Annotated in this window: 16 protein-coding genes; 7 read left to right on the top strand and 9 right to left on the bottom strand. The window is 71.5% G+C overall.

Going from position 1 to position 23575, the window contains the following annotated elements; genetic code table 11:
- Nucleotides 1-16: 16 nt before the first annotated feature.
- The 4 genes from ACH4RC_RS25155 to ACH4RC_RS25140 all read right to left on the bottom strand — a co-directional run bounded on the left by ACH4RC_RS25155 (nt 17) and on the right by ACH4RC_RS25140 (nt 6451).
- Entirely contained in the window at nt 17-1348 is a 1332-nt protein-coding gene (locus tag ACH4RC_RS25155; RefSeq protein ID WP_398204875.1) for a DEAD/DEAH box helicase, read from the bottom strand.
- Between the two features lie 103 nt (nt 1349-1451).
- Entirely contained in the window at nt 1452-2432 is a 981-nt protein-coding gene (gene meaB / locus ACH4RC_RS25150; RefSeq protein WP_398204873.1) for a methylmalonyl Co-A mutase-associated GTPase MeaB, read from the bottom strand.
- Nucleotides 2433-2444: 12 nt separating this feature from the next.
- Nucleotides 2445-4640 (bottom strand): methylmalonyl-CoA mutase, encoded by a 2196-nt coding sequence (gene scpA, locus ACH4RC_RS25145; RefSeq protein ID WP_398204871.1) that lies wholly within the window; start codon nt 4638-4640, stop codon nt 2445-2447.
- Nucleotides 4637-6451, bottom strand: a complete 1815-nt coding sequence (locus tag ACH4RC_RS25140; protein WP_398204869.1) for a methylmalonyl-CoA mutase family protein — start codon at nt 6449-6451, stop codon at nt 4637-4639. The genes scpA and ACH4RC_RS25140 overlap by 4 nt, the downstream gene beginning before the upstream one ends.
- A gap of 221 nt (nt 6452-6672) precedes the next feature.
- On the opposite strand from ACH4RC_RS25140, the gene ACH4RC_RS25135 reads away from it, so the two are divergent.
- Together ACH4RC_RS25135 and ACH4RC_RS25130 are read left to right on the top strand one after the other, a co-directional pair.
- Nucleotides 6673-10044: a CARDB domain-containing protein gene (locus ACH4RC_RS25135; RefSeq protein ID WP_398205165.1), complete on the top strand. Its 3372-nt coding sequence runs from the start codon at nt 6673-6675 to the stop codon at nt 10042-10044.
- Between the two features lie 203 nt (nt 10045-10247).
- Nucleotides 10248-10817 carry a DinB family protein gene (locus ACH4RC_RS25130; protein ID WP_398204866.1) on the top strand — a complete coding sequence of 190 codons (570 nt, stop codon included), beginning with the start codon at nt 10248-10250 and terminating at the stop codon, nt 10815-10817.
- 10 nt (nt 10818-10827) lie between these two features.
- Here the strand turns inward: ACH4RC_RS25130 and ACH4RC_RS25125 are convergent, their stop codons facing one another.
- Nucleotides 10828-11202 (bottom strand): PPOX class F420-dependent oxidoreductase, encoded by a 375-nt coding sequence (locus tag ACH4RC_RS25125; protein WP_398205163.1) that lies wholly within the window; start codon nt 11200-11202, stop codon nt 10828-10830.
- Nucleotides 11203-11371: 169 nt separating this feature from the next.
- On the opposite strand from ACH4RC_RS25125, the gene ACH4RC_RS25120 reads away from it, so the two are divergent.
- The 5 genes from ACH4RC_RS25120 to nrfD all read left to right on the top strand — a co-directional run bounded on the left by ACH4RC_RS25120 (nt 11372) and on the right by nrfD (nt 19123).
- Nucleotides 11372-13600, top strand: coding sequence for a penicillin acylase family protein (locus ACH4RC_RS25120; protein WP_398204863.1), 2229 nt, complete (start codon nt 11372-11374; stop codon nt 13598-13600).
- A gap of 128 nt (nt 13601-13728) precedes the next feature.
- A complete protein-coding gene (locus ACH4RC_RS25115; protein ID WP_398204861.1) occupies nt 13729-13950 on the top strand; it encodes a hypothetical protein in 222 nt (73 codons plus the stop codon).
- Between the two features lie 24 nt (nt 13951-13974).
- Nucleotides 13975-17220 (top strand): formate dehydrogenase, encoded by a 3246-nt coding sequence (gene fdh / locus ACH4RC_RS25110; RefSeq protein WP_398204859.1) that lies wholly within the window; start codon nt 13975-13977, stop codon nt 17218-17220.
- Nucleotides 17217-18149, top strand: a complete 933-nt coding sequence (locus ACH4RC_RS25105; RefSeq protein WP_398204856.1) for a 4Fe-4S dicluster domain-containing protein — start codon at nt 17217-17219, stop codon at nt 18147-18149. The genes fdh and ACH4RC_RS25105 overlap by 4 nt, the downstream gene beginning before the upstream one ends.
- A gap of 68 nt (nt 18150-18217) precedes the next feature.
- On the top strand, nt 18218-19123 hold the full coding sequence (nrfD, locus tag ACH4RC_RS25100) for an NrfD/PsrC family molybdoenzyme membrane anchor subunit (RefSeq protein ID WP_398205162.1): 906 nt from the start codon (nt 18218-18220) through the stop codon (nt 19121-19123).
- Nucleotides 19124-19140: 17 nt separating this feature from the next.
- Here the strand turns inward: nrfD and ACH4RC_RS25095 are convergent, their stop codons facing one another.
- The 4 genes from ACH4RC_RS25095 to ACH4RC_RS25080 all read right to left on the bottom strand — a co-directional run bounded on the left by ACH4RC_RS25095 (nt 19141) and on the right by ACH4RC_RS25080 (nt 23508).
- A complete protein-coding gene (locus ACH4RC_RS25095) occupies nt 19141-19506 on the bottom strand; it encodes a hypothetical protein (protein WP_398204854.1) in 366 nt (121 codons plus the stop codon).
- 44 nt (nt 19507-19550) lie between these two features.
- Nucleotides 19551-20531, bottom strand: a complete 981-nt coding sequence (locus ACH4RC_RS25090) for an LLM class F420-dependent oxidoreductase (protein ID WP_398204852.1) — start codon at nt 20529-20531, stop codon at nt 19551-19553.
- An 83-nt stretch (nt 20532-20614) separates the two neighbouring features.
- Nucleotides 20615-21148, bottom strand: coding sequence for a DUF6328 family protein (locus tag ACH4RC_RS25085; RefSeq protein WP_398204849.1), 534 nt, complete (start codon nt 21146-21148; stop codon nt 20615-20617).
- The gene (locus ACH4RC_RS25080) at nt 21130-23508 is read right to left on the bottom strand and encodes a phosphoketolase (RefSeq protein ID WP_398204847.1); all 2379 of its coding nucleotides are present in this window, start codon (nt 23506-23508) and stop codon (nt 21130-21132) included. Before ACH4RC_RS25080 ends, ACH4RC_RS25085 begins: the two co-directional genes overlap by 19 nt.
- Nucleotides 23509-23575 lie beyond the last annotated feature (67 nt).

Here is a 23575-nt window from a genome sequence, read left to right as displayed (position 1 = left end):
GCCGTCGGCGCGGGCCTCAGCGCCCGCGCCGTACCCGGGCCGCCTGCCGTGCCTCGGCGAGCTTGCGGGCCTCGGCGGACTTGCGGGACGTGCCGCGCGACGAGGTGTCCTTGCTGGTGCCGATGCCGCGGAACGGCTTGTTCGGGTTGGCGGGCGCGGCCGCCGGTCCGCCGTCGAGCGGCTTGCCCGAGGGCGCCTTCGCCCCGGTGACGCGGCTCAGCTCGGCCTCGCCCGAGCGGACCTTGGAGACCTTCGCCTCGATCCCGGCGTCGGCCATGACCTTGCTCAGCTCCCGGCGCTGCCCGGAGAGGACCAGGGTGACGACCCGCCCGGACTCCCCGGCGCGTGCCGTGCGCCCCGCGCGGTGCAGATAGTCCTTGGGGTCGGTGGGCGGGTCGACGTTCACCACGAGGTCGAGGTCGTCGACGTGCAGTCCGCGCGCCGCGACATTGGTCGCCACGAGGACGGGGACCTTGCCGCTCTTGAACTGCGCCAGGGTCCGCGTCCGCTGCGGCTGCGACTTGCCGCTGTGCAGCCCGGCCGCGTCCACGCCGCTGGCCCGCAGATGCCGGGTCAGCTGGTCGACGCCGTGCTTGGTGTCCAGAAACAGCAGGACACGGCCGTCACGCGCGGCGATCTCGGTGGTGACGGCCCACCGGTCGGGCCCGTGGACGACGAACACGTGATGATCCATTGTCGTGACCGCGCTCGTCGCCGGATCGGCGCTGTGCACGACGGGGGAGTGCAGGTAGCTGCCGACCAGCTGCTCGACGTCGCGCTCCAGGGTCGCCGAGAACAGCATGCGCTGACCGTCGGCGTGCACCTGGTCGAGCGCCTCGGTCACCTGCGGCAGGAACCCCATGTCGCACATCTGGTCCGCCTCGTCGAGGACGGTGATCCGGACCCGGCCGAGACGGCACGCCTTGCGTTCGATCAGGTCGTGCAGCCGGCCCGGGGTGGCGACGACGACCTCGACCCCGTCCCGCAGCTCGGAGATCTGCCGACCGATCGACATGCCGCCCACGACGGTGGCCGTCCGCAGCCCGAGCGCCCGCGCGTACGGCGCGAGCGCCTCGGTCACCTGCTGCGCCAGCTCCCGCGTCGGTACGAGGACCAGCGCGAGGGGCTGCTTCGCCTCCGCACGCCGCCCGGCCGTCCGCACGAGCAGCGGCAGGCCGAACGCGAGGGTCTTGCCGGAGCCGGTGCGCCCGCGCCCCAGGACGTCGCGTCCGGCGAGCGCGTCGGGCACCGTGGCCGCCTGGATCGGGAACGGCTCGCTCACCCCCTGCTCGCCGAGGGTGCGCAGCACCTCCCCGGGCAGGCCGAGGTCGGCGAAGGAGACGTTCATGGGGAGCCTTCCGTCAGGGGAACGTACCGGAACGTACCGGAACGTCTGGGGAAGGCCCGGTCGACCGCACAAACGGCTGACAGTAACACAGAGCGACCCGCGGTCAGCGGCCCCTGAAGGCGTCCAGGATCCGCTCGGCGGCCAGCGTGGCGGTGAGTTCACCGTCCCGCAGTTGCCGCTCCAGCCCGGGCGCGAGCGACCGCACCCCCGGATCCGCCCGCAGGCTCTCCAGGAGCTCGTCGCGGACCATCGTCCAGGCCCAGCCGACCTGCTGCTCCCGCCGGCGCTCCGCGAGCCGGCCCGAGGAGTCGAGCAGCGTCCGGTGCTGTTCGAGCCGCTCCCACACCGCGTCCAGGCCGGTCGACTCGCGGGCGCTGCAACTGAGCACGGGCGGCGTCCAGAACGCGTCCTTGCCGTGCATGAGGCGCAGGGCGCCCGAAAGCTCCCGCGCGGCAGCCCGTGCGTCGCGCTCGTGCGGACCGTCGGCCTTGTTGACGCTGACCACGTCGGCCAGCTCGAGGACGCCCTTCTTGATGCCCTGCAACTGGTCGCCGGTCCGCGCCAGCGTCAGCAGCAGGAACGAGTCGACCATGTCGGCGACGGCCGTCTCGGACTGCCCGACGCCCACCGTCTCCACGAGCACCACGTCGTAGCCGGCGGCCTCCATGACGACGATCGACTCGCGCGTGGCCTTGGCGACACCGCCGAGCGTCCCGGCGGTGGGGGAGGGGCGCACGAACGCCGCCGGGTCGACGGCGAGCCGCTCCATCCGCGTCTTGTCGCCGAGGATCGACCCGCCGGTCCTGCTGGACGACGGGTCGACGGCGAGCACCGCCACCCGGTGCCCGAGCCCGGTGAGCATCGTGCCGAAGGCGTCGATGAACGTCGATTTGCCGACACCCGGGACACCGCTCACACCGATGCGCCGCGCCCGCCCGCTGTGCGGAAGGAGTTCGGTGAGCAACTGCTGCGCCAGCGCCCGGTGCCGGGGCCGGGTGGACTCGACGAGAGTGATCGCGCGGGCGACGACCGCCCGCTTCCCGTCGAGCACACCTTTGACATACGTGTCGAGGTCGATGGCCATCGAGTCACCGGCTCACAGGGCGTCGTGCTCGTCGTGCCCGAGACCGGCCGCGAGGCGCTCCACCAGGTCGTGGGCGGCGTCCGGGATCACGGTGCCGGGCGGGAAGACCGCGGCGGCGCCCATCTCCAGGAGCGTCGCCACGTCCTGTGGCGGGATCACCCCGCCCACCACGACCATGATGTCCTCGCGCCCCTCCTCGGCGAGCGCCTCGCGCAGCGCCGGTACGAGGGTGAGGTGCCCGGCGGCGAGCGAGGACACCCCGACGATGTGCACGTCCGCCTCGACGGCCTGCCGCGCCACCTCGCCCGGGGTCTGGAACAGCGGGCCGACGTCGACGTCGAAGCCCAGGTCGGCGAAGGCCGTCGCGATCACCTTCTGCCCGCGGTCGTGTCCGTCCTGACCCATCTTGGCGACGAGGATGCGCGGCCGGCGCCCCTCCGCCTCGGCGAACTCCTCGACGCGGGTACGTGTGCGCTCCACTGCCCCGGACTCACCTGCTTCGTTGCGGTACACGCCGGAGATCGTACGGATCTGCCCGGCGTGGCGCCCGTACACCTTCTCCAGGGCGTCGGAGATCTCCCCGACGGTCGCCTTCGCGCGCGCGGCGTGCACGGCGAGTTCGAGAAGGTTGCCGTCGCCGTCCGCGGCGCGGGTGAGGGCGGCGAGCGCGTCCTGGCAGACGGTCTCGTCGCGTTCCTCGCGCAAGCGCCGCAACTTGGCGATCTGCTGGGCGCGCACGGAGGAGTTGTCGACCTTGAGCACGTCGATCTGCTCGTCGGAGTCGACCCGGTACTTGTTGACGCCGATGACCGGCTGCCGTCCGGAGTCGATACGCGCCTGGGTGCGGGCCGCGGCCTCCTCGATGCGGAGCTTGGGGATGCCCGCGTCGATGGCCTTGGCCATCCCGCCCGCCTGCTCGACCTCCTGGATGTGCTGCCAGGCCCGGCGCGCGAGGTCGTACGTCAGCTTCTCCACGTACGCGCTGCCGCCCCACGGGTCGATCACCCGTGCCGTGCCGGACTCCTGCTGGAGCAGCAGCTGCGTGTTGCGGGCGATCCGCGCGGAGAAGTCGGTGGGCAGGGCGAGCGCCTCGTCGAGCGCGTTGGTGTGCAGCGACTGGGTGTGGCCCTGGGTCGCCGCCATCGCCTCCACACACGTACGTGTGACGTTGTTGAACACGTCCTGCGCGGTCAGCGACCAGCCCGACGTCTGCGAATGGGTGCGCAGCGACAGCGACTTGGCGTTCTGCGGCTCGAACTGCTTGACCAGCTTCGCCCACAGGAGCCGCGCCGCGCGCAGCTTGGCGATCTCCATGAAGAAGTTCATGCCGATCGCCCAGAAGAACGACAGGCGCGGCGCGAACGCGTCCACGTCGAGGCCTGCCTCGCGCCCCGCGCGGATGTACTCGACCCCGTCGGCCAGCGTGTAGGCCAGCTCCAGGTCGGCCGTCGCGCCCGCCTCCTGGATGTGGTAGCCGGAGATGGAGATGGAGTTGTAGCGCGGCATCCGCTGCGAGGTGTAGGCGAAGATGTCGGAGATGATCCGCATCGACGGCTTCGGCGGATAGATGTACGTGTTGCGGACCATGAACTCCTTGAGGATGTCGTTCTGGATGGTCCCGGCCAGCTTCTCGGGCGGTACGCCCTGCTCCTCCGCCGCCACGATGTACAGCGCGAGCACGGGCAGCACGGCGCCGTTCATCGTCATCGACACCGACATCCGGTCCAGCGGGATGCCGTCGAAGAGCTGGCGCATGTCGTAGATGGAGTCGATGGCGACACCCGCCATGCCGACGTCACCGGTCACACGGGGGTGGTCGCTGTCGTAACCCCGGTGTGTGGGCAGGTCGAAGGCGACCGACAGGCCCTTCTGGCCCGCCGCGAGGTTGCGCCGGTAGAAGGCGTTGGACTCCTCGGCCGTGGAGAATCCCGCGTACTGCCGGATCGTCCAGGGCTGGTTCACGTACATCGTCGGGTACGGGCCGCGCAGGTACGGGGCCGTGCCCGGATAGGTGTGCAGGAAGTCGAGGCCCTCCAGGTCCTGCCCGGTGTAGAGCGGCTTGACCGGGATGCCCTCGGGGGTCTCCCACTGCAGGTCGGCGCCGTCGGCGGCGCCCTTCACGGCGGCGCGCCACTCCTCGGTCCCGGTGTCGGGCGCCGGGGTGCCGAGGTCGATCGCGGAGAAGTCGGGGATGCGGGGGCCGGTCATGAGGAGACTCCCAAACGGTCGAGCGTGGCGGTGAGCACGGCCACGGCGTCACAGCCTGCGTATACGTAGGTGTCGACGCCGGCATACGTGTGCGGGCGGCCCGCGAGGAACACGTGCCGGGCACCGGCGGCCCGCAGCTCCCGCACGGCGGCCTCGGCCTGTTCCCCGTAGACCGCGTCGCTGGAGCACAGGCACACGTCCTGGGCGCCGCTCTCCGCGAACCCGCCCTCGGTGACGGCTTCGACACCGCCCGCCTGGAACAGGTTGGCCGCGAAGGTGAGGCGGGCGGTGTGGGCGGAGGCGGAGCCGAGCGCGGCGAGGTACACCCGCGGCCGCGCCCCGGTCTTCGCGAGATATGTGTCGGAGCGGGCCCGCAACTCCTCGAACGCCTCGTCCCTGCGCACCCGGGGCAGGCCCCCGGGCGGCGGCGCGGGCACCGGCTCGCGGTGCACCGGCTTCTCGGCCAGGTGCGGGAACTCGCTGACGCCGGTGACCGGTTCGCGGCGTGTGGCGAGCTTCTTGCTCCGCGCGGCCCAGGTGGCGGCGAGCCGGTCGTGGACCAGGCCGGAGCGCAGGGCGGCGGCCTGGCCGCCCGCGCGCTCGATCTCCTGGAAGAACTCCCAGCCGGCATGGGCGAGTTCGTCGGTCAGCCGCTCCACGTACCAGGAGCCGCCCGCCGGGTCGATGACGCGGGCGAGGTGCGACTCCTCGATGAGGATGCCGGAGGTGTTGCGGGCGATGCGCCGGGCGAACGCGTCGGGCAGGCCGAGCGCGTGGTCGAAGGGGAGCACCGTCACCGAGTCGGCGCCGCCCACACCCGCGGCGAGCGTCGCGATCGTCGTGCGCAGCATGTTCACCCACGGGTCGCGGCGCGTCATCATCACCGGCGAGGTCACGGCGTGCTGGAGCTGCGCGCCCGACCGGGGCGCCCCGCACGCCTCGGCGACGCGGGCCCAGAGGCGGCGCGCGGCGCGGAAGGTGGCGATGGTGAGGAACTGGTCGGCGCCCGCCGCGTAGCGGAACTCCACCTGGCCGAGGGCCTGTTCGACGCTCAGGCCCGCGTCGGTCAGCTCGCGCAGATAGGCGACGCCGGTGGCGAGGGAGGAGCCCAGCTCCTGCGCGGCCGAGGCGCCGGCCTCGTGGTAGGGCAGCGCGTCCACGGTCAGTGCGCGAAGCCCCGGGTACCGCTCCGCGCACAGCCGGGCGAGGTCCCGTACGGGCGCGGTGCCGTACGACTCGCCGGTGCGGGCCTCGTGGCCGAGCGGGTCCGCGCCCAGGTTGCCCCGGACCGCGTCGGGGGCGACGCCCCTCTCCTCGTACAGCGCGAGCAACGCCCGTGCGGCGGCGTCAACTTCGGCGCCCGCGTCGAGCACGACGGGGGCCAGGTCGAGCAGGACGCCGTCGAGGGCGGCGGGCAGCGCGGAGACGGGGAAGAGGGTGTCTTCGCCCGTCGTGAGCCACAGGGAGGTGACACCGTTCTCCAGGTCCGCGAGGAGCTGGCCGGAGTCGGCGACCGTGTGCCGCTGGCGTACGTCCCAGCCGCCGACGGTGTTGCCCTCGGCCCGGCCGCCCCGTACGAAGGGGGCGAACCCGGGCAGCCCGGCGGGGGCGGCGGTGTCGTCGGACGTGTACAAGGGGCGGGCGCGCAGCCCGTCCTCCAATGCGGTGGACAGGGCGTCTTCCGCCTCGTCGGCCGTGACTTCCTTGCCCGACTTGCGCAGCACACCCGCGACCAGGTGCTGCCACTGCTCATGCGTCGCGTCAGGGAACTCGGCTGCGAGGGAAAGCCCGTCGTCAGGCAGGACCGTCATGGTCGGGATGCTAGGGCAGACCGACAGGCGCGCAGCAGGTGGAGCGGGTGTGACCTTGTTCTCCTTGTCTCCCGGGCGCCGAGCCTCTAGGGGCCGCGTGTCAGCAAAATCTGTCGTAACCGTTGACAGCCCTGACTCGTGACGCGAATCTGTCCACCGATTGAACGCAAAAAATTGACAGAGCAACTCAATACTTGGACGACGGGAGCGTCATGGTGCATATGTCAGGGGCACGTCATAGATGGCGATGGCTCGCCGGCACGGTGACGGCGGGGCTGCTGACCGTCGGTCTCGTGCCGGTCGCGGCCCACGCCGCGGCGGCCGACGAGAACGTGGCATTGGGCAGGCCGGTCACGACCGGTGGCGTCCATGACGGCTACCCCGCCGCGAACGTGACCGACGGCAGCCAGGCCACGTACTGGGAGGGGCCCACCGGTTCGTTCCCGCAGTGGGTGCAGATCGACCTCGGCCGCACGGTCGACGTCAGCGGCGTCGTGCTGAAGCTCCCCGCGTCCTGGGAGGCCCGCACCGAGACCGTCGCGGTCCAGGGCAGCGCCGACGGCAGCGCCTTCAGCACCCTGTCGGCGGCGGCGAAGCGGAACTTCGCACCCGGCTCCGGCAACAGCGTGTCCGTCGGTGTCACCGCCGAGACCCGCTACGTGCGGGTGCAGGTCAGCGACAACACCGGCTGGAACGCCGCCCAGTTGTCCGAGGTCGAGGTCGTCGGCGCACCCGACGGCGAGGAGCCGCAGGAACCGCCCGCCGGGACCAACCTCGCCCTGCGCAAGCCGATCGAGGCGACCTCGACGACGCAGAACTACCTCGCGCCCAACGCCAACGACGGTAGCACCGACACGTACTGGGAGGCGAGCGGCCAGTCCTCATCGCTGACCGTGAAGCTCGGCGCCGACGCGGACCTGAGCGGCGTCGTCCTCAAGCTCAACCCGAACGCCGCCTGGAGCACCCGCACCCAGACCCTCCAGGTCCTCGGCCGCAAGGCGGGCGCCACCGACTTCACGACGCTGAAGGCCGGCGCCCAGTACACCTTCGACCCGGCCTCCGGCAAGAACACCGTCACGATCCCCGTCACCGGCCGCTACGCCGACGTACGCCTGCAGTTCTCCGGCAACACCGGGGCGGGCGGCGGTCAGGTAGCCGAGTTCGAGGTCGTCGGCGCGGCGGCACCCGCCCCCGACCTGACCGTCACCGGGCTGACCTGGTCGCCCAGCTCGCCCTCCGAGGCCGACCCCGTCACCGTCGAGGCGACCGTCCGCAACGCCGGAACGGCCGCGGCCCCCGCCACCACGGTCGACGTCAGCCTCGAAGGCACCGTCGCCGCAAGCGCCTCCGTCGGCGCGCTCGCCGCGGGCGCGTCGGTGCAGGTGCCCGTCAAGGCCGGCACCCACCCGACGGGCAGCTACACCGTCTCCGCCGTCGTGGACCCGACGGACGCCGTCGCCGAACTGGACAACACCAACAACAGCCGCAACGCCGACTCCAAGCTGGTCGTCGCCCAGGCGCCCGGCCCGGACCTCGAGGTCACCGGCGTCACCACCAACCCGGCCAACCCCGCCGTCGGCTCGAAGGTCTCCTTCGGCGTCACCGTGCACAACCGGGGCACGAGCCAGGCAGCCGCCGGGACCGTCACCCGGCTCACCGTCGGCGGCACCACCCTGACCGGCACGGCCGACGCCATCGCCGCGGGCGCCTCCACCACCGTCGCCATCAGCGGCACCTGGACCGCCGCCAACGGCGGCGCCGCGCTCACCGCCACCGCCGACGCGACGAACAGGCTGACCGAGACCAACGAGAACAACAACACCTACGCCCGCACTCTCGTCGTCGGACGCGGTGCCGCCGTGCCCTACACCGAGTACGAGGCGGAGGACGGCAGGACCAACGGCACCGTCCTGACGACGGATGCCAAGCGCACCTTCGGCCACACCAACTTCGCCACCGAGTCATCGGGCCGCAAGTCGGTCCGGCTCAACTCGACCGGTCAGTACGTCGAGTTCACCTCCACGACGCCGACGAACTCCGTCGTCGTCCGCAACTCCATCCCCGACGCCGCGGCGGGCGGCGGACAGGAGGCGACCCTCAGCCTCTACGCCAACGGCACCTTCGTCCGCAAGCTCAACCTGTCGTCCAAGCACAGCTGGCTCTACGGTACCACCGACGACCCCGAGGGGCTCACCAACCGGCCCGGCGGCGACGCGCGGCGGCTGTTCGACGAGGCTCACGCGCTGCTCACCGACACCTACCCCGAGGGCACCACGTTCCGCCTCCAGCGCGACAGCGGTGACACGGCCGCCTTCTACGTCGTCGACCTGATCGACCTGGAGCAGGTCGCCGCCCCGGCCGCCAAGCCCGCCGACTGCGTCTCCATCGCCCAGTACGGCGCCGTGCCCAATGACGGCATCGACGACGCCGACGCCATCCAGCGCGCCGTCACCGCCGACCAGGCCGGACAGATCCCGTGCGTGTGGATCCCGGCCGGCCAGTGGCGCCAGGAGAAGAAGATCCTGACCGACGACCCGCAGAACCGCGGCCAGTACAACCAGGTCGGCATCCGCGACGTCACCGTCAAGGGCGCCGGCATGTGGCACTCGCAGCTGTACTCCCTCATCGCACCGCAGGACGCGGGCGGCATCAACCACCCGCACGAGGGCAATTTCGGCTTCGACATCGACGACAACACCAAGATCTCCGACATCGCCATCTTCGGCTCGGGCACCATCCGGGGCGGTGACGGCAACGCGGAGGGCGGCGTCGCGCTCAACGGCCGCTTCGGCAAGAACACCAAGATCACCAACGTGTGGATCGAGCACGCCAACGTGGCCGCCTGGGTCGGCCGCGACTACTCCAACATCCCGGAGCTGTGGAACCCCGGCGACGGCGTCGAGTTCAACGGCGTCCGCATCCGCGACACGTATGCCGACGGCGTCAACTTCTCCAACGGCACCCGCAACTCGACCGTCTACAACTCCACCTTCCGCAACACCGGCGACGACGCGATGGCCGTCTGGGCCAACAAGTACGTGAAGGACACGTCCGTCGACGTCGGCCACGACAACCACTTCCGCAACAACACCGTCCAGCTGCCCTGGCGGGCCAACGGCGTCGCGATCTACGGCGGCTACGGCAACACGATCGAGAACAACCTGATCTCGGACACCATGAACTACCCCGGGATCATGCTCGCCACCGACCACGACCCGCTGCCGTTCACCGGGACGACCCTGATCGCCAACAACGGCCTGTACCGCGCCGGCGGGGCCTTCTGGAACGAGGACCAGGAGTTCGGCGCGATCACCCTGTTCGCGCAGGGCCAGCCGATCCCGGGTGTCACGATCCGCGACACCGACATCCACGACTCCACGTATGACGGCATCCAGTTCAAGACAGGAGGTGGTGAGATGCCCGATGTGCGGGTCACGAACGTGACCATCGACAGATCGAACAACGGCTCCGGCATCCTGGCCATGTCCGGTGCGCGCGGCAGCGCCACGCTCGAGAACGTGACCATCAGCAACTCGGCACAGGGCGACATCCTGACCGAGCCCGGCTCGCAGTTCGTCGTCAAGCAGGGCTGATACCGGATCGAGCAGGGCTGCTACCGGATCGAGCAAGGCTTGATCCCGGATCAAGCAAGGCTGATCCCGGATCAAGCAGGGCTGATCCCGGCCCCCTCCTGAAACCTTCGTCGCCGGCGTGTCCGACGCCCCGCTGTCCACGCCGGCGGCGAAGTCCAGGAGTCCGGGTAAAGAGGTGGCGGGCCGGGGCCTCACGTCCGATCATGGCCCGCATGACCGACCAACCCGCACGATGGACCCGCGCGACCACCTACCCCGACATGTGGGTCGACCCGGACGACGACCCCCGCGACAGCGACGGGCCCGAACCCGAAGGCGAACTCGCCACCCTCGAGGACTATCTGTCCGGCTACCGCGCGACCCTCCGTATGAAGTGCGACGGCCTGGACGCGGAGCAACTGGCCCGCCGCTCGGTACCGCCCTCCTCGATGTCGCTGCTCGGCATGGTCCGCCATCTCGCCGAGGTGGAGCGCGACTGGCGCAACTGGATCACCGACGGCGACCCGCTCCCGAAGCTGTACGGCCGCAAGGACGCGGACTTCGACGACGTCGTCCCCGAACAGGCCGCCGTCGACGCCGCCTTCGCCGATCTGGAGAGGGAGCAGGCGACGACCGACGCCGCCCTTGCCGCCCACCCCGACCTCGGCGAACGCCTCGGCAAGGACGGGATCTCGGTCCGCAGCCTCCTCGTCCACCGCATCGAGGAGTACGCCCGCCACTGCGGCCACGCCGACCTGCTGCGCGAGTGCGTCGACGGCAGGGTCGGCCAGTAGGTCCCCGCGTCTATACCGTCACGGAGATGCCGATGTTCGGCTTCTTGCGGACGCGCAGGAGCTTGAGGAACCCGTTGCCGATCCGGGAGAGCACATATCTCTTGGCGATCAGCGCCTGAGCGGCCTCCGTACCGGCCTCGTCTAGCAGCCGGGCGGTCCCGGTGACAGGGGTGGCGTCCGCGGCGGTCCGGCCGCGGACGTCGCACACGGTCACCGTCACCGCGTCGTTGTTGCGCAGCCGCTTGACCTTCCAGGATTCGGCGGGTGTGATCACGAGCAACGTGTGCTCGTCACGCACCACGTGCCAGACAGGTGTCGGGACCGGCGTCCCGTCCTTCCGGTACGTGGTGAGGCTGATGTACTTGCTGCGACGGATCTCGTCCATGGCTGACACGCCCGGAGTCTATCGGCGGGCGTAGTACCCGGGAGGGAAGCGGGGGCCGGAAAAGTCCGCCGGGGGGCGGATGCCCCCGGTCGCCGCACCGAGAAGGGTGAGGCGCATGGGTGATTCCAGGAAACTGACAGAACGTCACCAGCGTTTCTCACGACGCGGTTTGGCCGTCGCGACCGCCGCGCTCGGTCTCGCGGCCGTCCTGCCGGGGCCCGCCTCCGCCGACCCGGGTTCCGAGGTGCGGATCAGCCGGACCGCGTACGGTGTCCCGCACATCCTCGCCCGCGACTTCGACGGGCTCGGCCGCGGATACGGGTACGCCTTCGCGCAGGACAACGTGTGCGAGCTGGCCGACCAAGTGGTGACCCAGCGGGGTGAGCGCTCCCGCTGGTTCGGCCCCGACGGGAACGACGGCGAGGGCGTCAACCTGGCCAGCGACGCGTATTACACGGGGCAGCGCCGCGCGGGCACGGTCGAGAGACTCCTCGCTCGCGAGGCCCCCCTCGGGCCCACCCCGGAACTGCGGCGCATGGTCCAGGGGTACGCCGACGGCTACAACCGCTATCTGCGCGAGACAGGCGTCGCCCACCTGCCGGACCCGCGCTGCAAGGGCAAGCCCTGGGCCCGCCCGATCACCGCCCTCGACCTGTGGAGCGTCATCCACGACGTCAACCGCGTCTCCGGCACACGGCAGCTGGTGCCGGAGATCGGCGACGCGCGGCCGCCGGGCACGGACACCGCTACGAGCGTCTCCCGCGTCCCGGGCCCGGCCCGCTCCGCCGACTTCGGCAGCAACGGCTGGGCGCTCGGCCGCGACGCCACCCGCGGCGGCAACGCGATGGTCCTCGCCAACCCGCACCTGCCCTGGGCCGACGGCGCCCTGCGCTTCTACCAGGTGCACCTGACGATCCCCGGCACCCTCGACGTCTCCGGCGCGGGTCTCTACGGCACGCCCCTCGTCCTCATCGGCCACAACAAGGACGTCGCCTGGACCCACACCGCGAGCGACGCCGAACACGGCTCCATGTACGCGCTGGAACTCGCGGCGGGCGACCCGACCAGCTATGTCGTCGACGGCAGGACCGAGCGCATGGGGCGCCGTACGGTCCCGGTCACCGTGCGCGGCGCCGACGGCCGCCTGACGACGGTCGAACGCACCCTGTACACCTCGCGCTTCGGTCCCGTCCTGTCGACCGGCTGGACGACGAAGACCGCGTACACCTACCGCGACGCGAACGCCGACAACCTGCGTTCCATGAACACATGGCTCGCCATGGGCCGGGCGAGCAACCTCGACGAACTGCGGACCGCCCAGGACACCTCGCAGGGCAACCCGTGGACGTACACACTCGCCGCCGACACCAGCGGCGACACGTATTTCACCGACGCATCCGCGGTGCCGCACCTCACCGACGCCCAACTCGAACGCTGCACCCTTCCGGGGGGTCCCGCCGAACCGGACGCGCTCGACGGCTCGACCTCGGCCTGCGCCTGGGGCAGTGACCCCGACGCCCTCGTGCCCGGCCTCTACGGCCCCTCCCACCAGCCCGAACTGACCCGCGCCGACTACGTCGCCAACTCCAACAACGGGCCCCGGTACACCAACCGGGACGCGCCCCTCACCGGGTTCCCCGGCACGTACGACACCGGTGACCGGCTCGGGCTCCGCGCCGAGCTGGGCCTGCGCATGATCGCGGAGCGCCGCGACGGCAGCGACGGGCTCGGTGCCCCCGGCTTCACCGCGGGCACCCTGCGCGCCACCATGTTCGGCAACCGTGTGCTGTCCGCCGAGACGGGCCGCGACGACCTGGTCGCCCTGTGCCGGGCCCACCCGGTCCTGGAGGCGACCGACGGCAGGGCGACCGATGTGCGGCGGGCCTGTGCGGTCCTCGCCCGCTGGGACACCCGCGCCGACACCGACAGCCGGGGCGCCGCGCTCTGGGGCACCTACTACGACCACCTCATGGAGTCGCGCTCCCCGGACGAGACCGGACAGGGGCGTGCCCTCGCCGACGCCGTGCGGGACTTCGCCGCCGAAGGACTGCCCGTCGACACGAAGCTCGGCACCCTGCAGAAGTGGGCGGGTGTCCCGCTGCCCGGCTGCGACGGCGGCAAGGGCTGCTTCAACGTCCTGGAGGCGAGCCCGGAGTCCGGCACCGGCACCCCGACGGCCGGCGCGTTCGGCTCCAGCTTCCTGATGGCCGTCGAACTCACCCCGGACGGTCCGCGCGCCCGCACCCTCCTCACCTACGGCCAGTCCGCGAACCCCGCCTCCCCCCACTACGCGGACCAGACCCGCCTCTTCAGCCGGAAGCGGTGGGTCACCGAACGGTTCACGGCGGCGGAGATCGCGGCCGACCCCCACCTGGAGGTGAAGACGTTGCGCGGCTGACCCGCCCGGGAGACCTTGGCATCGCGTGACGGATCTTGAGACGTTTCGGCCGCGCACCGGCAGGTACCCGGTGCGCGTCCGCGCTGCGCGTGCGGACCCGTGCCGGGTGACGAACAATGGAGGCTGCTGTGACTGATCATCGGCTCGACGACCGGAACGAGGCACCCGTCCCCAGGGACATGCCCGACCAGCAGGCCGGCGAGGAAGAAGCGACCGACGGGCTCGACCTGCCCGAGGAGCGCGGCGATGACGTCCCCGACACGGACGAGGCGGGCACACGGCGGCGCGGAGCCGAAGGATCGGACACCGTGCATCCGGAGCACCCGGACCCCGACGAGTCACCGGCCTGATCCCGCCCCCGGCTAGGAGTCCGCATGGGTGTCACCGACCGATTCCGCAGCTGGCCCGTCTACCGGCAGTTGACCGGTGACGACCCACTCGGCCGGGGGAGCGCCGCCAAGTCGACGTACACGGCGAACCTGCGGCCGCGCACCGACAGCGCCGACCGGGTGACGCAGTCGATCTGCCCGTACTGCGCCGTCGGCTGCGGCCAGCAGGTGTACGTCAAGGACGAGAAGGTCGTCCAGATCGAGGGCGACCCCGCCTCCCCGGTCAGCCGCGGCCGGCTCTGCCCGAAGGGCTCCGCGACGCTGCAGCTGACCACCGGCCCGGCCCGCCACCACCAGGTGCTCTACCGGCGCCCCCACGGCACCGACTGGGAACCGCTCGACCTCGAGACCGCCATGGACATGGTGGCCGAACGGGTGATCCGCACCCGGCGCGAGACCTGGGAGTGGGAGAAGGACGGCGCCCGCACCAACCGCACCATGGGCATCGCCAGCCTCGGCGGCGCCACGCTCGACAACGAAGAGAACTACCTGATCAAGAAGTTGCTGACGGGCCTCGGCGTCGTCCAGGTGGAGAACCAGGCGCGCGTCTGCCACAGCTCCACCGTCTCCGGGCTCGGCACCTCGTTCGGCCGCGGCGGCGCCACCACGTTCATGCAGGACCAGCAGCACTCCGACTGCATCGTCATCCAGGGGTCGAACTACGCCGAGGCCCACCCCGTCGGCTTCCAGTGGGTGATGGAGGCCAAGGCGCGCGGCGCGACCGTCATCCACGTGGACCCCCGCTTCACCCGTACGAGCGCCCTCGCCGACCTCCACGTACCGCTGCGGGCGGGCACCGACATCGCCTTCATCGGCGGGATCATCAACCACGTCCTGACCGAGGAGAAGGACTTCCGCGAGTACGTCCTCAACTACACCAACGCGGCGACGCTGGTCAGCGAGGACTTCAAGGACACCGAGGACCTCGACGGCGTCTTCTCCGGACTCGACGAGGACATGCCCCAGTACGACCCGCACAGCTGGCAGTACGAGGGCGCCCAGGTCCAGCAGCCGACCGGCGACGTCGACCGGCAGTACGAGGACCGCATCGGGTCCGCGGGCCGCTCCGAGACCCACGGCTCCGGCGGCGCCCGCACGAGGCCCGACGCGCCCAGCGACCCGACACTGCGGAACCCGCGCTGCGTGTATCAGGTACTGAAGCGGCACTTCGCCCGCTACACACCCGAGATGGTCGAGGAGGTGTGCGGCGTGCCGCGCGACACGTTCCTGCGCGTGTGCGACGCGCTCACCGCCAACTCCGGCCGGGAGCGCACCAGTTGCCTGGTCTACGCGGTCGGCTGGACCCAGCACTCCACCGGCTCGCAGAACATCCGCGCGGCCTCCATCCTCCAGCTCCTCCTCGGCAACATCGGCCGCCCCGGCGGCGGCATCCAGGCGCTGCGCGGCCACGCCTCCATCCAGGGCTCCAGCGACATCCCCACCCTGTACAACCTGCTCCCGGGCTACCTCCCGATGCCGCACGCGCACAAGGAGATGAGCCTGGAGAACTTCATCAGGACGTCCCGCACCGAGAAGGGCTTCTGGGCCGAGATGCGGTCCTACTTCGTGAGCCTGCTGAAGTCGTACTACGGGGACGCGGCGACCGAGGACAACGACTTCTGCTTCGACCACCTGCCGCGGCTCACCGGCTCGCACGCCACCTACGAGACGGTGATGTCGCAGCTCGACGGCGAGTGCAAGGGCTACTTCCTGATGGGCGAGAACCCCGCCGTCGGTTCGGCCAACACCCGTCTGCAACGCCTGGGCATGGCGAACCTCGACTGGCTCGTCGTACGGGACTTCTCGCTGATCGAGTCCGCCACCTGGTGGCAGGACGGCCCCGAGATCGAGACCGGGGAGCTGCGCACCGAGGACATCGGCACCGAGGTCTTCTTCTTCCCCGCCGCCGCGCACACCGAGAAGTCCGGCTCCTTCACCAACACCAACCGCTGGGTCCAGTGGCACCACGCGGCCGTCGAACCCACGGGCGACGCCCGCAGCGACCTGTGGTTCATGTACCACCTGGGGCGACGCATCAAGGAGCGCCTCGCCCACTCCACCGACCCGATGGACCGGCCCGTGCGCGACCTCGCCTGGGACTACCCCGTCGACGGCCCGCTCCAGGAGCCCGTCGCCGCGACCGTGCTCGCCGAGATCAACGGCCACGGCCCCGACGGCGCCCCGCTCACCGCGTACACGGAGCTGAAGGACGACGGCTCGACGAGCTGCGGCTGCTGGATCTACTGCGGCGTCTACGCCGACGGCGTCAACCAGGCCGCCCGCAAGAAGCCGCACCAGGAACAGGACTGGGTGGCCGCCGAGTGGGCCTGGGCCTGGCCGGCCAACCGGCGCATCCTCTACAACCGGGCCTCCGCCGCCCCCGACGGCACCCCGTGGAGCGAACGCAAGGCACACGTGTGGTGGGACGCCGACGCGGGCCGCTGGACCGGCTACGACATCCCCGACTTCGTGCCCGACCGCGCCCCCACCTACGTACCCGAGGACGACGCGAGCGGTCCCGACGCGCTGCGTGGTGACGACCCGTTCATCATGCAGGCCGACGGCAAGGGCTGGCTGTACGCGCCCGCGGGCCTGGAGGACGGCCCGCTGCCCGCGCACTACGAACCGCAGGACTCGCCCTTCACCAACGCGCTCTACCCGAGCACCCCGCGCTCGCCGGTCCGCAAGGCGATGCCGCGCGAGGGCAACCGCTACCACCCGAGCGGCGACGAGCCCGGCGCCGACGTCTACCCGTACATCCTCACCACCCACCGGCTCACCGAGCACTTCACGGCGGGCGGCATGAGCCGCTGGTCCCCGTACCTGTCCGAGCTGCAGCCCGAGCTGTTCTGCGAACTGTCCCCGCAGCTCGCCGCCGAACGCTCCCTGGAGCACGGCGGCTGGGCCACCATCGTCACCGCGCGCAACGCCATCGAGGCACGCGTCATGGTCACGGACCGCATCAGACCGCTGACCGTGCAGGGCCGCACCATCCACCAGATCGGCCTGCCCTTCCACTGGGGGCCCAACGGAGTGGTCACCGGTGACGCCGCCAACGAACTCATGGCCATCACCCTCGACCCCAACGCCCACATCCAGGAGGACAAGGCGCTCACCGCCGACATCCGGCCGGGCCGCCGCCCCCGCGGACCCGAACTGCCGCGCCTGGTCGCCGCGTACCGGCGCCGTGCGGGCATCACGGACACCACCGGGACGGAGACCCGCGCATGAGCCAGGACACGAGCCAGGAGACGGGTCAGGACACGGGGCAGCAGGAGCGGGTCGGGTTCTTCACCGACACCTCCGTGTGCATCGGCTGCAAAGCGTGCGAAGTGGCGTGCAAGGAGTGGAACGCCATCCCGGAGGACGGCCTGTCGCTGACAGGCATGTCGTACGACAACACGCAGGCGCTCGGCGCCTCCACCTGGCGCCACGTCGCGTTCATCGAACAGCCCGCACAGCCCGCACAGCCCGCACAGCCCGCACAGCCCGCACAGCCCGCACAGCCGGCGCCGGAAGGCCGGACGCAACTGCCGCTGGTGGAGGACGGGTCACCCGCCTCGGGGCAGCAGAAGACCGGCTCCGACATGCGCTGGCTGATGTCCTCCGACGTCTGCAAACACTGCACCCATGCCGCCTGCCTCGACGTGTGTCCGACGGGCGCGTTGTTCCGCACCGAGTTCGGGACCGTCGTGGTCCAGGAGGACATCTGCAACGGCTGCGGCTACTGCGTGCCCGCCTGCCCCTACGGCGTCATCGAGCAGCGCCCCACCGACGGCCGCGTCTTCAAGTGCACCATGTGCTACGACCGGCTCGGCGCGGGCCAGGAACCGGCGTGCGCCAAGGCGTGCCCGACGGACTCCATCCAGTTCGGCCCGCTCGACGAACTGCGCGAGCGGGCGGCGCTCCGCGTCGACGAACTGCAGAAGGCGGGTGTCGCGGAAGCACACCTGTACGGCAACGACCCCGACGACGGGGTGGGCGGCGACGGAGCGTTCTTCCTGCTCCTGGACCGCCCCGAGGTGTACGGACTGCCACCGGACCCCGTCGTCACCACCCGGGACCTGCCCGCGATGTGGAAGCACGCGGGCGGGGCGGCGCTCGCCCTGCTCGGCGGAGTCGCGGCGTCCTTCGCGATGGCGGCCAGGAGGCAGCGATGACGACGCAGGACCGAAGCACGGCAGGCCCGCGCCGCAAAGGCCGTAAGGGCCGCAAGGGCGAGCAGCTCATGGTGGCGAAGGCCGAGTTCGACTCGTACTACGGGCGCCCCGTCATCAAGCCGCCGTCGTGGGAGGCGCGCGACATCGCCGGGTACTTCTTCTTCGGCGGCCTCGCCGGGGCGGGCTCGGTTCTCGCGGCGGCAGCCCAGTACACGGGCCGTACGCGCATGGAGACCGCGCTGAAGGTCTCCTCGCTCGGCGCGATCTCCGTCTCGGTCGTGGCCCTCGTCCACGACCTGGGCCGCCCGGCCCGGTTCGTGAACATGCTCCGTGTCTTCAAGCCGACCTCGCCCATGAGCATGGGCTCCTGGCTGCTCAGCGCCTACGGGCCCGCCGCCGGAGCCGCCGCGGCCTGCGCCGTCACCGGGCGCCTGCCCAGGGCGGGCGCCGTGGCCACCGGCGCGGCCGCGCTCCTCGGGCCGATGGTCGCCTCGTACACCGCGGTCCTCGCGGCCGACACCGCCGTGCCCGCCTGGCACGGGGCCCACCGCGAACTGCCCTACCTCTTCACGGCGTCGGCGACGGCGGCGGCCTCCGGCATGGCGCTCGTCGTCGCGCCCCCGCACGAGAACGCGCCCGCACGGTGCGCGGCCGCCGTCGCGGCGCTCGCGGACACCGTGGCCATGAAGGCGGCCGAACGCCGGCTCGGCCCGGTCGCCGAGACCTGCCGGCAGGGCAAGGCGGGCACGCTGCTGCGCACCGCGCAGGCGCTCACGCTCACGGGCGCGGCAGGCGCGGCCCTCCTGGGACGCGGCCGACCGGCCGCGATCGCCTCGGGCCTCGCCCTGCTCGCGGGCTCGGCCTGCACCCGTTTCGGCATCTTCCAGGCGGGCGTCGCCTCGGCCGAGGACCCCAAGTACACGGTGGGCCCGCAGCGCGCACGCCTGGAGGAGCGTGAGCGGCGGGCCCGATGACCGTGTGACCGTGTGCGTCAGCGCGGCGAGAGGGTGAACTGGCTGTCGAGCTCCTGGTCGCCGGAGGCGGACCCCGCGTCCTGCACGTCGTAGGCCTCGGCCAGCGCCTTGCGGACGGAGTCCACCTCGTGCGGCACACCCTGGGCGTTGACGGAGACGTCGCCCTCGATCGCCTCTCCGCTGCTGCCGGAGGACGAGTCGCCCGCGCTCACGTCGAGCTGGGCGGTCCACACCGTGGTCGGCTCGGCGCCGGAGTCGGACCCGCTGCCGGTGGGCGCGCGGTCGGGGAAGACAGAACCGAGGTAGGAGAGGACGCGCCGGGCGTCCCGCTCCGCGCAGTCGCTCAGGTTCACGGTGACGAGGGTGTGGTCGGCGTCGGTCATGCACATCTCCTGTGTCTGGATCTGAATCTGTGTGAGGGGTCGGGTCACAGGGCTGCCCGCAGCGCGGGAAGCAGTTCGTTCTGTGCCCAGGGGAAGAAGGAGTCCTGGTGGTCGCCGCCGATCTGGACGAGGGCGACCTCGGTGAACCCCGCGTCGGCGAAGGGCCGTAGCGCCTCGACGAACTCCGGGACGTCATTGCCGCACGGGATCGACTTGGCGACGTCCTCGGGGGAGACGAGCTCGGTGGCCCCGGCGAACGAGACCGGGTGCGGCAGCTCCGCGTTGACCCGCCAGCCGCCCGCGAACCAGCGGAACTGCTCGTGGGCCCGCTTCACGGCGGCGTCCCGGTCGGGGTCGTAGCAGACCGGGAGCTGGCCGACGCGGGGCTTCCCGGCGCCGCCCGCGCGGTCGAAGGCGTCGAGCAGGTCGCCGCGCGGCTCGGTCGCGATGACCAGGTCCGCGACGCGGCCCGCGAGCGCGCAGGAGACCGGCCCCGACACGGCGACACCGATCGGGGGCGGGGTGTCGGGCAGGTCCCACAGACGGGCCCGGTCGACCTCGAAGTGGCGCCCGCGAAGCGTGAGTTCCTTGCCGTCGAACAGCGCCCGGATGATGCCGACGGCCTCCTCGAACTTCTCCAGGCGGACGCCCGGCGCCGGCCAGCCGCCGCCCACGACGTGCTCGTTGAGGTTCTCGCCCGAGCCGAGCCCGAGCCGGAACCGGCCCTCGGACAGCAGCTGCAGCGTGGCGGCCTTCTGCGCGATCACCGCCGGGTGGTAGCGGGTGGTCGGGCAGGTCACGTACGTCATGAGCGGGATCCGCGAGGTCGCCTGCGCGGCGGCGCCGAGCACGGCCCAGGCGTACGGGGAGTGCCCCTGTTCGGCCAGCCAGGGGGAGTAGTGGTCGGACGTGACGGAGAAGTCGAAACCCGCCTCCTCCGCGGCCACGACGTGCCGTACCAGGTCCCGGGGACCGGCCTGTTCGGTCATCATCGTGTAGCCGATCTGCACGGTGGTCACCTCCATGTCGAGTGGGGTCTTTCACGGTGGGCCCGGTCTGTCTTGTGGCCCGGTGCGTCTTCTGCAGGTGGTCTTCTACAGATGGTCTTCTACAGGTGCTCTTCTTCGGTGTGGTCTTCTTCGGTGTGGCATCTGCGGACCCAGGCCGGCAGGACGAACCAGCACAGCAGGTACCAGCCGAGGACCACCGCCACGAGCGCCGGGACGAGCGCGTCGTGCATGGCCACCCGGAGGATCAGGAGCAGCGCCGACGTCAGCGTGCACAGCAGCAGGACGAGGCCGACGAAGGTCAGCCGGGAGGCCCAGATCACCGCCTGCGGTTTGATCCGGCGGCCCGCGACCTGCCGGTGGACGGCGACGGGGCCGATCAGCGCGCCCGTCGCGGCGGACCCGAGGATCACCGTGGCGATGTAGATGGCGCGGTCGGTGTCGGACAGGCCGGGGAAGCGCGGCGTGAACACCACGGTGAGCAGGAACCCGAAGAGGATCTGCACGCCCGTCAGGGCGACGCGCAGCTCCTGTATCAGCTCCACCCACTGCCGGTCGGCCCGCTCCTCGACCGTCTCCGTCCGCCCGCGCTGTCGACCGGCCGCGGCTCCGCCGCTCAGCCCGGCCACTGCCACTCCGTGATCTCGGGCATGTCCGTGCCGTGCTCGCGGATCCAGCGGTGGTGCCGGGTGCGGGCGTCGGCCATCTTCTGCCGGGTCGCGGCCGCCCTGACGGCGAGCCCGGGCACCCGGTCGATCACATCCATGACCAGCCGGAACCGGTCCAGGTCGTTGCGGACGACCATGTCGAACGGCGTGGTCGTGGTGCCGGACTCCTTGTAGCCGCGGACGTGGAGGTTGTCGTGGCCCGCCCGCTTGTAGGTGAGGCGGTGGATGAGCCACGGATAGCCGTGGTAGCCGAAGATGACCGGCTTGTCGGCGGTGAACAGGCCCTCGTACTCCGCCTCGCGCATGCCGTTCGGGTGCTCCGTGGACGGCAGCAGTGTGGTCATGTCGACGATGTTGACGACCCGTACGGCCAGTTCGGGCAGGTGGCGGCGGAGCAGTCCGGCCGCGGCCAGGATCTCCTGCGTGGGGACGTCGCCCGCGCAGGCGAGCACCACGTCGGGGCCCTCGCCGCTCTCGGTGCCCGCCCAGTCCCACACCCCGGCGCCGCGCGCGACGTGGGCGCGTGCCTGGTCCAGGGGGAGCCAGTCGGGTCCCGGGTTCTTGCCCGCGACGATGACGTTGACGTGGTCGCGGCTGGTCAGCGCGGCCTCGGCCACCGTGAGCAGGGTGTTGGCGTCCGGCGGCAGGAACACCTGGACGACCCGCGGGCTCTTGTTGAGCACGTGGTCGATGAAGCCCGGGTCCTGGTGCGAGAAACCGTTGTGGTCCTGGCGCCACACGTGTGAGCTGAGCAGGTAGTTGAGCGAGGCGACGGGGGCCCGCCAGGGCAGCTCGCGGGAGGTCTTCAGCCACTTGATGTGCTGGTTGACCATCGAGTCGACGATGTGGACGAACGCCTCGTAGCAGGAGAAGAGGCCGTGCCGGCCGGTGAGGAGATACCCCTCCAGCCAGCCCTGGCACATGTGCTCGGAGAGCACCTCCATGACACGTCCGTGCCGGTCGAGGTTCTCGTCGACCGGCAGCAGAGTCTCCTGCCAGGTCTTGCCGCTCGCCCCGTAGACCGCCTGCAACCGGTTGGAGGCCGTCTCGTCCGGCCCGACGAGCCGGAAGTTCCGTTCCCGCGCCGTGTCCGCCATGAGGCGCTCCAGATACTCGCCCAGGAGCCCGGTGGGGGAGTGCAGCGTGGCTCCGGGCTTCTCGACGGGCACGGCGAAGTCGTCGAGCGGCGCCAGCGGCAGGGCGCGCAGGCGGAGGCCGCCGTTGGCGTACGTCGTCGAGCCGAGGCGCCGCGTGCCCTCGGGCACGCAGGCGAGCACCGCGTCGCTGGGGCGGCCGTCGGCGTCGAAGAGTTCCTCGGGCCGGTACGAGCGCAGCCAGCTCTCCAGCTGCGCGAGGTGGTCCGGGTTCTCGCGGACCTCGGGGAGCGGGACCTGGTGGGCGCGCCAGGTGTTCTCCACGGGCTTGCCGTCGACCTCGACGGGGCCCGTCCAGCCCTTGGGGGTGCGCAGCACGATCATGGGCCAGCGGACGGGCGCGGCCGCTTCACCGGTTCTGGCCGCGCGCTGGTGGTCGGTGATGAGGTCGAGCGCCCGGTCGAGGGCGCCCGCCAGAGCCTGGTGGATCCGCTCCGGGTCGTCGTCCTCCACGTACAGCGGGAGGTGGCCGTAGCCGCGCAGCAGGGCGTCGAGCTCGTCGTGCGGCATGCGGGCGAGGACCGTCGGGTTGGCGATCTTGTAGCCGTTGAGGTGCAGGATCGGCAGGACGGCGCCGTCGTTCACGGGGTCGAGGAACCGCCCCGAATGCCAGGACGCGGCGAGGGGGCCCGTCTCCGCCTCGCCGTCGCCGACGACACAGGTGACCAGCAGGTTCGGGTGGTCGAACGCGGCGCCGTAGGCGTGGGCGAGGGAGTAGCCCAGCTCGCCGCCCTCGTGGATCGAGCCCGGGACCTCCGGCGCCACGTGGCTGGGGACCCCGCCGGGGAACGAGAACTGCTTGAAGAGGCGGGCCATGCCCGGCTCGTCGCGCGCCACGTCCGGGTAGATCTCGCTGTAGCTGCCCTCCAGCCAGGAGCCCGCGAGCACGGCCGGGCCGCCGTGCCCCGGACCCCACACGCACAGCGCCTCGAGGTCACGCTTCTTGATCACCCGGTTCAGATGGGTGTACACGAGGTTGAGACCGGGGGAAGTGCCCCAGTGGCCGAGCAGGCGCGGCTTCACGTGCTCGGGGCGCAGCGGCTCGCGCAGCAGCGGGTTGGACATCAGATAGATCTGGCCCACCGCCAGGTAGTTCGCGGCACGCCAGTGGGCGTCCACCTCGCGCAGTTCGTCGGCGGTCAGGACCGGGGCGTCGTGGTCGGCCGTAGTCATCGAGTGCTCCAGAACCGTGTCGGCGGGCGGATGCGGTCGCGGGGTGCCGGTCCGAGGGCTCGGCCCC

The sequence above is a fragment of the Streptomyces sp. NPDC016845 genome, assembly GCF_044332585.1.
GTDB lineage: Bacteria > Actinomycetota > Actinomycetes > Streptomycetales > Streptomycetaceae > Streptomyces.
This window is presented reverse-complemented; position numbering and strand designations above follow the sequence as displayed.